The organism is Algoriphagus iocasae (assembly GCF_014206875.1).
GTDB classification, from domain to species: domain Bacteria; phylum Bacteroidota; class Bacteroidia; order Cytophagales; family Cyclobacteriaceae; genus Algoriphagus; species Algoriphagus iocasae.
In genome coordinates this window covers 1420982-1432914 of sequence record NZ_JACIJO010000002.1, presented here as the reverse complement: position 1 = coordinate 1432914, position 11933 = coordinate 1420982, and the positions used below count along the sequence as shown (strand labels likewise).

The window sequence follows — 11933 nt, the reverse complement described above, 5'->3', positions numbered from 1 at the left end:
GACATCAAAAAACTCAACATATGACCAAGATCAAAAGAATTCATAAAGGAGAATACAGACCCATTGCTGATTTAGTGACTTATAGTCCTATGCCTACCAGACAGCTTCAGCAGATTGATCCTTTTATCTTTCTGAACCATCATGGATTTCAGACTTATCCATCGCCAAACCGAGGCTTGCCTTTTGGACCGCATCCCCACAGAGGTATGGAGACGGTTACTTTTATTTTAGAAGGAGATATTATGCATTTAGATTCTTCTGGGCATGAATCAGTGATCGGTCCTGGAGGAGTTCAATATATGACTGCTGGGAGAGGATTGATCCATTCGGAAGTGAGTAGCTCGGAGTTCAAGAAAAAAGGTGGTGATTTAGAAATCCTTCAACTTTGGTTAAACCTGCCGGCTAGGCTAAAAATGACTGATCCAAAATATGTAGGATTGCAAAAGGATCAAATTCCTGCATTCACCCTTGATGAAGGAAAGGTCGAAGTGCAGCAATTATTTGGAGAATGGAATGGTACCAAAGGAGCATTTGAGGAATCTTTTCCACTGACCATGAGCACAATTTATCTGCAAGAAGGTGGAAGTTTTGAGAAGGTTATTCCTGAAGATGAAAACATTTTCTTTTACATCGTCAGAGGAGAACTGGATGTAAATGGTGAAGTGGTTCCTTATAGAAATTTAGTAGAATTCGAAAAGGGAGAGGTAGATCTGAAGGTTACTGCAAAAACAGGCTCGATCCTGATTTTAGGTCACGCAAAACCATTTAATGAACCGATGGTAGCTCAGGGTCCATTTGTTATGAATACGGAAGAAGAAATCCATCAAGCTTATGAAGATTACCAAAACGGTAAATTCGGTACCTGGTCCCATTAACTGTCAATAATATCCTGGGAGATCAATCTATAGATTTCAGCTATGGACTCATTGTAGTTCAAAAAGCTATGATGATCTTCCAGGGTTTGATAATCCTCTCGGATAGCCGGTCCTGTCTGAGCATTTTTAGCTCCAATTTGAAGCGCTTTTGAAATCTGTTCGATGATCAAAGGCTTTAACATATCAAAATCCAATCCTTGCCTTCTCATGATCTCTTCGCTGATCCGAATCATGTGATTACTGAAATTGCTGGCAAAGACAGCCGCCACATGGATGGCTTTTCGGTCTTTGGACTTTACCACATAATTCATCGAAGAAAGGCTCTTGGCCAACTTGCGAAGCTTTTGTAGGGTTTCTTCATCTTCGGATTCCAGCAAAAAGGCCACATCTTCAAAATCTAGTTTTCTACCGATAGAAAATGATTGCAATGGGTAAAATATGCCGGTATAACTGGCTGAACTATAGCCCAGCACACCTAGCGACATGGTTCCAGAAGTATGCACCAAAATACTTCCTTCGGGTAAAATGACTTCATCTGCAACCTCTGGGATAGCCAGGTCTTTTACTGCCAGAATAAAAATCTCTGCTTCGGATTCAGAAAAATCCAAATCATCTTTTGCTTCAGAGGCATAAAGTCTTTCCGTAATCTTGATGGCTTCAGAAATATCTCTAGCATAAACCTCGGTGATTTCATGACCGGCACTTTCCAAAGCTGGGGCAAGATGCCAAGCTACATTTCCGGCTCCAAGGATGGCGATTTTAAACTTCATAATCGAAATAAGGCAAAAAATAGAACAAAGAAAAAGCTACAAGTTTTAAGTTTAAGACCTCTAGTTAATTCGAGCCTAATTTATTCTCATTGAGTAGAATTCTTCCCGAAACTGGTTCACCAGAGGCATTTACCCCATTCACAATGACCCAAAATGGTTCTGAGTCTTCTGGCAGTTTAAATTTGAGAGAAGTTGATGTCTGGTTAGGAGAAATTTTGACTTCAGGATTCCAATAAAGTGTAGTACTGGGGAAAGAATATAAAGGGTTAGGAAGTGGCTTGGATTCCTCCAAACCTTGTAATTGGAACTCCTGATAAGGCTTTTCATTGGATGCGACATACTGTCCTACTTTTGTAATGATATTTACTGCTCCAAAGCGACCAGCCTCCCCAAGTAGCGGAATGATTGATTTTATCACTTCAATTCTTTCTATGGTAAAAATGTTGATTGACTGTAGTGCTTGATATTGGTTCTCCTGTGGGTTACTTCCAATCGATGGCCCCAAGACACTTGTGATCGGATTGCCATTTAATAAAATGACGGGCGGACCGCCCGGGTATCCCCTAGGATTGATCAGCATTGGAGGAATTCCTGCAGCTCTCAGCCCCGTCCTATTGGCTAAAGAATAAATAAACTGTTGGGTATCTCCGGTGAGGTAAACATCCTTCATTTCCAAAACAATTGGAGCCCTTCCAAATGGCATGGATCTACTGTCGATTTTTCTTGTGCTTTTCACTTCCACTTCTTCCAATAAAATCTCGCCCTTTCTTAAAGCCAGATAGGCTCTTTGTAAGGAATCGACTCTTTCCAAAGGTCTTTTTACAAGGGGAGGGCTAGGAAATTCAAATGCTGAAAGATTGAGCATATTAGGAGATTGAAGGAGGCTCAATTCAAATTCATCCAATTGTCTATCCTGATTGTTTCTAGCTTTGATCAGTACGCTAAATTCACCTGATTTTTGCAATCCCTTGAGGTAGAAAAGCCCCTCCTTATCTGCAAGCAATTCCCTCTTATCCAAAAAATTATCTACCAAAACCTCCACTTTACTTTTGTCTATAAGGATATTTTCATCTTTAATTTTACCTACAAGAGTGAAGCCTAGTTCTTTTTCAAACTGAAAAGAATCAGTTTGTTTTAATTTGATTTCGGGAGTAAATGCAGCATAATTCACAAATTCACTTCTTTCCGGGTTAATGAGCAAATTTGATTTTTCACTAATGATCGAAACAGAAAGGTTGGCGCCGGAAATAGAACCTATTTTATTCCTTGCTATAATATTTAAGGTAACAGAATCCTGACTTGAATAGACTTCCTTATCTGCAAAAACCGTTATCCCCTCTGATAACTCACCAAGAGAATTTGATTCTAACTCAGGGTAATTAGTGTAAACTTGTATAGGTTTATAAAACTCAAATTCCTCTCCATAATTAGCTCCCCAAATGGTATAAGATTTTACAATAAAATCACGGGTATTAAATTCAGGAGTAAGTGGAATTTTCCCTTGAGCCATCCCGTTTTCAATCGGGAAAATCCGATGAACCATACTGTAGCCGCTGGAATCCAAAATTTCAACATGGAGTACTTTACTTGATTCCTCTACCAATAATGGATTTCCGAAGATCATGTAGGCCTTAAAGAACAGCTCCTCTCCCATCAAATAAATATCCTTATCAGTATGAAGGAAAACTCTTTCCATCAATGTTTCGGGTGTTTTTTGAACCTCCGCCAGAGTAGATACTTTGTCATAATCAAAATCCAATGGTAATCGGGTGAAAGGATTAGATGAATTGGCAAATCCTGAAGTAATCAGATTATCTGGATGAATAGGACTTCCGTTTGCCCGGATCAACAATTCATTATTTTTAAAAGCAATTGATTTACTACCATTTTCCAAGACTAGAGGAGAGCTCAAAAACAATAAAAATTGACCATCTTGATCTGATGGTTTTATTTCAATTGGCCCATCTTGCTCACCTAGAAGCATTCGAAGCGCATAAGTTGGCGAACTTTCATAAAGCTGAATGCGATTTTTATTGATCAGTTCCTTTTCTTCCTCGCTACCGGGCTTCAGCTCCAGATAGCTAATCAAAAAATTATCTGGGATAATTTCCCCATCCATTTTAACGGACTCTTTGAAATAGACCGTCATCAAGTAGGATGTTTTAAGGTTTTGAACCAATAAAGCCTCTTTTGTATTTACCCAATACCCCTTTGTTTCTTCATTTTTTTGAAAGATCAAAACTTCAGGATTGATCAGTTTAAGCTCTTCTTTACTGCCCGATTCGACTTCCAGCCATTCTAAAAAGTCCCTCTCTAATTTTTTCTGTTGTTTAGCAGAATTTTCGTCCGTTTCGAGGTTTGGCTTGAGATTTAGCAAAATATCCAACTTGGATCCAGTATTTGCCTGATTAATCACAATCGATTTTGATTGATAAAGATATCCTTCTTTCATTACTGCCAAATCCCAAGCTCCTGTGGGCAATCCCTTTAGGTTAAATACCCCCAAGCTATCCGAAAAGGTCTGGATTGCAGTGCCTGGAATAAAAATATGGCTTTCAGAAATTGGAGAATTTGTTTGGCTATCTAAAATGCTACCTGAAACAATTCCATTTTGGGCAAATAGACTGTTTCCAAAAATAACAGAACATAAAAGAAAAAAATATCTCATGAACAAAGAGTTAGAATTAAATAAATTTTACGACCCGTCTAACAAAATAGTTTAAAAAGCACAAATCATAGCAAATGAAATTTACTTTAATAATAAAAAAGCCATCCAGAATAATTCCAGATGGCTTTTAAAAATGATTTTATTTGAATTAAACGTGCAACGCTCTATTGTCTGTTGCAGCCAAGCAAGCTTCTTTAAAGGCTTCAGTGTAGGTTGGGTGTGCATGTGACATTCTGGAAATATCTTCCGCAGAAGCTCTGTATTCCATCGCCACCACTGCTTCCGCAATCATATCAGCAGTTCTAGGGCCGATCATGTGTACGCCAAGGATTTCGTCAGTCTCAGCATCCGCCAAAACTTTCACCAATCCATCCGTATCCATGGAAGCTCTCGCTCTTCCGGAAGCCATAAATGGGAATTTACCGGTTTTGTACTTAATGCCCTTTTCTTTCAATTGCTCCTCTGTGTATCCAACAGCAGCAACTTCCGGCCAAGTATAAACAACACCAGGAATCAGGTTGTAATTGATATGTGGCTTTTGACCAACCAAAGTCTCCGCTACAAACACACCTTCTTCTTCGGCCTTGTGAGCAAGCATAGCGCCTTTCACCACATCACCAATCGCATAGATATTTGGAACATTAGTCTGCAAGTGATCATTGACTTCGATTTGTCCTCTATCTGTTAACTTCACCCCGGCAGCTTCCGCATTTAGGCCGTCAGTATAAGGTCTTCTTCCAATAGAAACCAACACATAATCACCTTTCACTTCTACTGTTTCACCTTTTGGAGTTTCTGCCTTCACAGTCACTTCTTTGCCTTTGCTTTCAACAGAAGTTACTTTATGCTTTAAAAAGAATTCAAATCCGATTTTCTTCAAAGACTTCTGAAGTTCTTTACCCATGGTACGATCCATTGTAGGAATCAAAGAATCCATGAATTCAATCACAGAGACTTTGGCACCAAGGCGAGCATAAACCGACCCTAATTCTAAACCGATTACTCCACCACCAATTACCACAAGATGCTTTGGAATCTCTTTTAAGTTCAAAGCTTCCGTAGAAGTGATAACACGGTCTTTATCCAATTTGATAAAAGGTAAAGAAGATGGTTTAGAGCCAGTGGCAATGATGATATTTTTACCCTGTATATCGGAAGACGAACCGTCATCCTTGGTCACTTTCACGGTGTTTTTATCCACAAAAGAACCCAAACCTTGATGAACATCGATTTTATTCTTTTTCATCAGGTATTGAATACCGTCAGTATTCTGCTTCACCACATCGTTTTTACGAGTGATCATTTGCTTCAGATTGACTTTCAAATTACTCAAACCAATTCCGTGAGTTTCAAAAGTATGTGCAGCATTATGATAATGCTCAGAAGAATCCAAAAGTGCTTTGGAAGGAATACAGCCTACATTTAGGCATGTTCCACCTAAAGTCGGATATTTTTCTATCAATGCGGTTTTCATCCCTAGTTGCGCACAGCGAATCGCTGCCACATACCCTCCAGGACCAGAACCGATAACTATTACGTCGTACATTTTATTGTCTTTGTACCAGGTACTAAGTACAAAGTACCAAGTATCCGGAAGTTAAACATTTAGACTCTTTTTCAGCTTGGCGATCATATTTTGAATATGTTCAAGCTGAGTTTCTATTTTTTGAAAATCATCTTTTGAAATGTAATTCAGTCGATTTGAGATAATCAACTGAGTCTCTAACTCAAAAGATGAACCTTGGGCAATTCCCAAGAAATTATTGAAATCTTTGTTGGTGTTTCTTCCTGCTCCTTCAGCAATATTCGAAGGAATCGAAATCACACTTCTGTTTATCTGGCTAATCAATCCGTAGCGTTCTTCTTTTGGTAAGTTCTCTGTGATATGATAAACCTCAACAGCTAAATCGATGGCCTTTTGCCAAACGAGTAATTCTTTAAAACGATTCATAAGGAAGTGCTTTAGGTTAAAAATAAATTATTAATTTAACCTAAAATCACTGACTTAACTACTAATCTATTCTTTGTACTTAATACTTGGTACTTTGTACTTGTTTTAAACTCCAAACAACAACCTAGTCGGATCTTCAAGCAATTCTTTTACTCTTACCAAGAAGCTTACAGACTCTCTACCGTCAATGATTCTGTGATCATATGAAAGTGCCACATACATCATCGGAAGGATTACCACTTCACCATTTACAGCCATTGGGCGTTGTACGATGTTGTGCATACCTAAAATAGCTGACTGAGGTGCGTTGATAATTGGTGTAGACATCATGGAACCGAAGATTCCTCCATTGGTCAAAGTAAAAGTACCACCAGTCATCTCCTCGATAGAAAGCTTGTTGTCTCTAGCTTTACCAGCTAATCTCACCACTTCTTTCTCTATTTGGTCAAAGCTCATCGTTTCAGCATTTCTGATCACTGGAACTACCAAGCCTTTTGGTGCCGATACTGCAATGGAAATATCACAATAGTCATTATAGACGATTTCGTTTCCATCAATTTTTGCATTGACAGCTGGCCATTCCTGAAGTGCCACACAAACTGCTTTGGTGAAGAAAGACATAAAGCCAAGTCCAACGCCGTGCTTCTCTTTGAATTGCTCTTTGAATTTAGATCTCAAATCCATGATTGGCTTCATATTCACCTCATTGAAGGTGGTCAACATCGCCGTATCATTTTTCACAGAAACCAATCGCTTCGCAACAGTTTTTCTCAAAGAAGACATTTTTTCTCTTCTTTCGTTTCTTGAACCGGCCACAGGAGCAGGTGCTGCTTCAGGCATGCTTTCTGCTTTTGCTGGAGCTGGAGCAGGTTTTTGAGCACTTTGTGCATCTTCCTTGGTGATTCTACCATCCTTACCGGTACCTTTTACTGATTCAGGAGAAACTCCTTTTTCAGCCAAAATTTTGGAAGCAGCAGGAGAAGCATGTCCAGTTGCATAGTTTGTATTTCCAGAAGGAGCAGATGCCGCAGGTGCTGCGCTAGACTCAGAAGAAGCTTGAGATGCTGGCTCACCTTCGGTCACTTCAATTTTACAGATTAAGCCACCAATTTCAAGTACATCGCCTTCTTGTGCTACGTGCCTTAAAATTCCAGAAGCTTCGGCTGGTAATTCAAAAGTTGCTTTATCTGAATCTACTTCAGCAATTATTTCATCCAACTTCACATAATCACCATCAGCTTTGATCCAGTTTGCTAAAGTTACTTCAGTAATAGACTCTCCAACAGTAGGGACAATCATCTCTTTTACTTCACCAGTGGCAGAAGGTCCTGAGCTTTTTTCAGCCGCTGGAGCAGCACTTGCCTCTGGAGCCTTGGCAGCAGGAGTTGAACCCTCTTCGATGGTACAGATGACAGCACCGATTTCCAAAGTTTCTCCCGCCTGAGCGTTAATTTTCAATATTCCAGTTGCCTCAGCAGGCAATTCAAAAGTTGCTTTATCAGATTCCAGCTCACAAAGGATTTCATCCATTTGTACCTGATCTCCGTCATTTTTAAACCATTGACCGACGGTAACTTCGGTGATAGACTCGCCTACTGCTGGCACTTTAATTTCTTTGCTCATGTGTTTTTCTTTTTAACTCTTGCTGTTAAGAGCAAAAGTTGGAACAAAATGATATGATTATTTCGGATTATTTAAGTTTCAAAGCTTTGGCTACAATTGATTTTTGTTCTTCAACATGAACCTTATTGTAACCAGTCGCTGGAGAAGCAGAAGATTTTCTGGCGATCAATTCCATCGGCAATTCCTTATAAAGCAATCTTAGAATATAGTTCCAATAGCCCATATTTTCTGGCTCTTCCTGAACCCATACTACTTCGGCACCTTTGTAAGAAGCCAAAACTTCCAACATTTGTTTCTTAGGAAGTGGATGAAGCTGCTCGATTCTGACAATCGCAACATCTTTTACTTTTTCTTTCTCTCTTGCTTCTTCTAAATCATAATAGATTTTTCCTGAGCAAAGAACCACTCTTTTCACATCTTTGGCAGCAACAGTTGTGTCTTTAATGACTTCTCTAAATGTTCCTGAGGTGAATTCTGAAAGTGGAGATACCACTTTAGGATGTCTCAAAAGTGATTTCGGAGACATCACAATACATGGCTTTCTAAACTCCCAAGCCAATTGTCTTCTTAATAAGTGGAAGAAGTTTGATGGCTCAGTAATGTTAGCAACTACCATATTATATTCTGCAGAAAGCTGCAAGAATCGCTCTGGTCTGGCATTGGAGTGCTCTGGGCCTTGACCTTCATAACCGTGAGGAAGCAACATCACCAATCCATTCATACGCTGCCATTTTGATTCGCCAGAAGAAATAAACTGGTCAATCATTGTTTGGGCACCGTTTGCAAAGTCACCAAACTGAGCTTCCCAAATAGTCAAAGAATTAGGGTTTGCCATGGCATAACCATATTCAAAACCTAGAACTGCATATTCCGATAAAAGGGAGTTATAAATCTGGAAATTTGCTTTACGTTCCTTCATTTCCAACAAGGAATTGTAAGGCTGATTGGTATTGGCATCATGCAATACCGCATGTCTATGGGAGAATGTACCTCTCTGAACATCCTGGCCAGTCAATCTCACGGATTTTCCTTCGGTCAATAAAGATCCATAAGCCAATAGTTCGGCAGCTGCCCAGTTCAATTCCTTGGACTGGAAGAACATATCTTTTCGCTGCTTCATTTGGGCTTCAATCTGCTTGATCGGCTTAAATCCTTTCGGGATTAAAGTCAATGCATCAGCCACCTCTTTTACAACTTCTTCAGAAATTCCTGTCTCAGGAGAGTGATCAAAATCCTCAGGTGTAGATCTTCTCAATGTTCCCCACTCTCTCTCAAACTTAGTAGCTTGATACGGAAGAGGTTTTTCCTTCACCATATTCAAACGATCCTGAAGGAGCTGACGGAATTCTTCATCCATCTGAGAAGCGATTTTAGCATCGATATCTCCTCGCTCGGTCAATCTCTTCACATAAATCTCTCTTGGATTTGGGTGTTTTGAGATCAGGTTATATAATTCTGGCTGAGTAAATTTCGGTTCATCAGATTCATTATGACCATGACGTCTGTAGCAGACCATGTCGACAAAAATGTCTTTGCCAAATTTCTGTCTGAACTCTGCAGCAAGATTGGCTGCAAAAACCACTTCTTCTGCATTATCACCATTTACGTGGATTACTGGCGCATCTATGATTTTCGCGACATCAGTACAATAAATTGAAGATCTTGCATCATCAAAATCAGTAGTAAAACCAACCTGGTTATTGATGACAAAGTGGATTGTACCTCCTGTATTATAGCCTTTTAGATCGGCCATTTGAGTCACTTCATAAACGATCCCCTGACCTGCAACAGCAGCATCACCATGAATCAAAATAGGAAGAGCCTTAGATTTATCTCCTTTATGTTCTGAATCGATTTTAGCTCTGATAAAACCTTCTACTACTGGGTTAACAGCTTCTAAGTGGGATGGATTTGGTGCTAATTTTAAGTGAACCTTTTTCTCATCAGGCGTTACAATATCACTGGAATACCCCATGTGATACTTCACGTCACCATCACCCATAGTCAAATCCGGCTTGGCTGTACCTTCGAATTCTGAGAAAATCTGTTCGTAGGTTTTACCCATGATATTCGCCAGCACATTCAATCGACCTCTATGGGCCATGCCGATCATCACTTCTTCTACACCTAATTTTGCTGCTGTGTTAATTACTGCATCTAAAAATGGAATGGTACTTTCGCCACCTTCCAAAGAAAATCTCTTTTGCCCCAAGTACTTGGTATGCAAGAAATTTTCAAAAACTACCGCTTGGTTCAGTTTAAAAAGAATTCTTTTCTTCTCTTCCACTTGTGGATTAAAAGCAAGAGCTTCTTTTTCAACTTTGGTTTTAAACCAATCCAGCATTTCCGGATCACGGATGTATAAATATTCAAAGCCTATTGGTCCTTCATAGATCTTTTTCAATGATTCTATAATGGTAGACAATTTTGCAGTTCCAATTCCGATTTCATTCCCAGCCTGAAACTCCGTATTCATATCTTCTGGGCCCAAACCGAAATATTCAGGATCAATCAGCGCTTTTCTATCTCTTCTTTCCCGAACAGGGTTAGTTTTGGAGCGAAGGTGAGCACGTGATCTATGTGCATGTATCAGCGCACGAACTTTAATTTCTTTTGGCAATTGCTCCATGTCCATAATGGTTCCTGGAGTGGCAAGAGCACCATTTTTTGGTGTAGGTTTTCCTTTGCTTTCAGCGGTAGAATCTGCGTCATAATTTGCTAGCGCAAAATCAAAGCCTTCAAAAAACTCTTTCCAACTAGGGTCTATGGAACTTGGGTCGCTTTTAAATGAAGCGTAAAGCTCATCGATATATGAAACATGAGCGTTGGCAATAAATGAAAATTTATCCATGATGGGTTATTCAGATCTCCACAAAACTATAAGGATAAAGTCAATTAAAAAAATCGCTTATTTGCATTCACGAATATTAATATTCTTTCAGAATATTAATATTCAAATAAAGAGGTAACCCAAAAGTTCATACTACCAGAGTTTATCACAACTTCATAAATTAAATAAATAGCCCAAAATGATTAAAAAAAAGCGGCACCCAAAGGATGCCGCTTATACTAATTTTTGATCAAGATTACATCAAAGTAGGCAATGGTTTTCCGTCCTGCGCTTTCATAGTCACTTCACCAGTTTCACCATCCCCGTTCAACCAAACGAAAACAAGTTCCTCAGGTGTACTACTAAGCACTGTAATAGAATATCCAACACCGTATTTATCAGCACCTGACATGGATAGGTTTCCACATGCATCATTGATTCTTACGCTACCAGAACCCCAAGAATCTCCATAACAATCCCAGAAGCCAAAAGTTGCATCTGAAATTCTGTAGGCACCAGGAGCGCCAGAAACAGGAGTCCAAGTAGTTGTTCCAGATATTGTTCCAGAACAAGACCCGTAAATTGAATCCATATTTGTCTGAGTAAACTCATAAGTTCCACCCAAATCAGAAGGACAAATAACATTTACAAAATACTGGAATGGAGAGTCATAGAATGGCGCACCAGCAATGTTACCGGATACGTTTTCTCTATTGAATTGTCTACCTTTATTATCAGTCAAGATTAAACTGAATTCAAAAGTGTCACCACCCTCAATATCTGCAGGTGTCAAACCCACTGCAGAAATTGCTTCCGATGCAGGAATTTGAAATGATGTTCTAAGGAATCTAGATTCAGTATTTGGTGCAAAGTCAGCAGCAGACAAGGTTTTGACTAATACCGGTTCGGAAGGAGTATATTCCAAACCAACCCCTGTAATCAATCTTCTGTGCTGTACTTTGATCTCTACAGTTTCTACTGTAGCTCCATCTTCAATATCCACCGCTTCCAGTATCAAAGCGAACTTTGAATTTGCCAAGTTAAAGAAATTGAAAGTAAGACTGGTATTTTCATCCGTGGTACGAATAGTACGCAAGTAAGCTCCCGTATCAAACTCAGAGTACGGAATATTTGGCTCAACGAAATCTCTACATGAGCTTAGGAATACCAAAGCACTTAAGAGAAAGCCAAAACTATATTTTAACATTTTCATATT

General features: G+C 39.3%; 8 protein-coding genes. 1 reads left to right on the top strand and 7 read right to left on the bottom strand.

The features are described 5' to 3' along the window. Positions 1–20 precede the first annotated feature (20 nt). Positions 21–875 carry a pirin family protein gene (locus FHS59_RS13670; protein ID WP_184495825.1) on the top strand — a complete coding sequence of 285 codons (855 nt, stop codon included), beginning with the start codon at positions 21–23 and terminating at the stop codon, positions 873–875. Here FHS59_RS13670 and FHS59_RS13665 read toward each other — a convergent pair. From FHS59_RS13665 to FHS59_RS13635, 7 genes are all read right to left on the bottom strand, one after another. Continuing rightward, positions 872–1645 carry a Rossmann-like and DUF2520 domain-containing protein gene (locus FHS59_RS13665; RefSeq protein ID WP_184495822.1) on the bottom strand — a complete coding sequence of 258 codons (774 nt, stop codon included), beginning with the start codon at positions 1643–1645 and terminating at the stop codon, positions 872–874. The two genes, FHS59_RS13670 and FHS59_RS13665, sit on opposite strands and share 4 nt — an antisense overlap. 64 nt (positions 1646–1709) lie before the next feature. Beyond that, the gene (locus FHS59_RS13660; protein WP_184495820.1) at positions 1710–4313 is read right to left on the bottom strand and encodes a carboxypeptidase regulatory-like domain-containing protein; all 2604 of its coding nucleotides are present in this window, start codon (positions 4311–4313) and stop codon (positions 1710–1712) included. A gap of 148 nt (positions 4314–4461) precedes the next feature. Further along, positions 4462–5859, bottom strand: a complete 1398-nt coding sequence (gene lpdA / locus FHS59_RS13655) for a dihydrolipoyl dehydrogenase (RefSeq protein WP_184495819.1) — start codon at positions 5857–5859, stop codon at positions 4462–4464. 51 nt (positions 5860–5910) lie between these two features. Beyond that, on the bottom strand, positions 5911–6264 hold the full coding sequence (locus FHS59_RS13650) for a four helix bundle protein (protein ID WP_184495817.1): 354 nt from the start codon (positions 6262–6264) through the stop codon (positions 5911–5913). Positions 6265–6369: 105 nt separating this feature from the next. Continuing rightward, positions 6370–7887 (bottom strand): 2-oxoglutarate dehydrogenase complex dihydrolipoyllysine-residue succinyltransferase, encoded by a 1518-nt coding sequence (gene odhB / locus FHS59_RS13645; RefSeq protein WP_184495815.1) that lies wholly within the window; start codon positions 7885–7887, stop codon positions 6370–6372. A gap of 67 nt (positions 7888–7954) precedes the next feature. Then, positions 7955–10738, bottom strand: coding sequence for a 2-oxoglutarate dehydrogenase E1 component (locus tag FHS59_RS13640; RefSeq protein WP_184495813.1), 2784 nt, complete (start codon positions 10736–10738; stop codon positions 7955–7957). 235 nt (positions 10739–10973) lie between these two features. Beyond that, entirely contained in the window at positions 10974–11930 is a 957-nt protein-coding gene (locus tag FHS59_RS13635) for a hypothetical protein (RefSeq protein ID WP_184495812.1), read from the bottom strand. Positions 11931–11933: the final 3 nt, after the last annotated feature.

Excerpts from the sequence above, each read along its gene's own strand:
- FHS59_RS13635 (WP_184495812.1), bottom strand. The coding sequence starts at position 11,930 with ATGAAAATGTTAAAATATAGTTTTGGCTTTCTCTTAAGTGCTTTGGTA.
- lpdA (WP_184495819.1), bottom strand. The coding sequence starts at position 5,859 with ATGTACGACGTAATAGTTATCGGTTCTGGTCCTGGAGGGTATGTGGCA.
- odhB (WP_184495815.1), bottom strand. The coding sequence starts at position 7,887 with ATGAGCAAAGAAATTAAAGTGCCAGCAGTAGGCGAGTCTATCACCGAA.
- FHS59_RS13670 (WP_184495825.1), top strand. The coding sequence starts at position 21 with ATGACCAAGATCAAAAGAATTCATAAAGGAGAATACAGACCCATTGCT.
- FHS59_RS13665 (WP_184495822.1), bottom strand. The coding sequence starts at position 1,645 with ATGAAGTTTAAAATCGCCATCCTTGGAGCCGGAAATGTAGCTTGGCAT.
- FHS59_RS13640 (WP_184495813.1), bottom strand. The coding sequence starts at position 10,738 with ATGGATAAATTTTCATTTATTGCCAACGCTCATGTTTCATATATCGAT.
- FHS59_RS13660 (WP_184495820.1), bottom strand. The coding sequence starts at position 4,313 with ATGAGATATTTTTTTCTTTTATGTTCTGTTATTTTTGGAAACAGTCTA.
- FHS59_RS13650 (WP_184495817.1), bottom strand. The coding sequence starts at position 6,264 with ATGAATCGTTTTAAAGAATTACTCGTTTGGCAAAAGGCCATCGATTTA.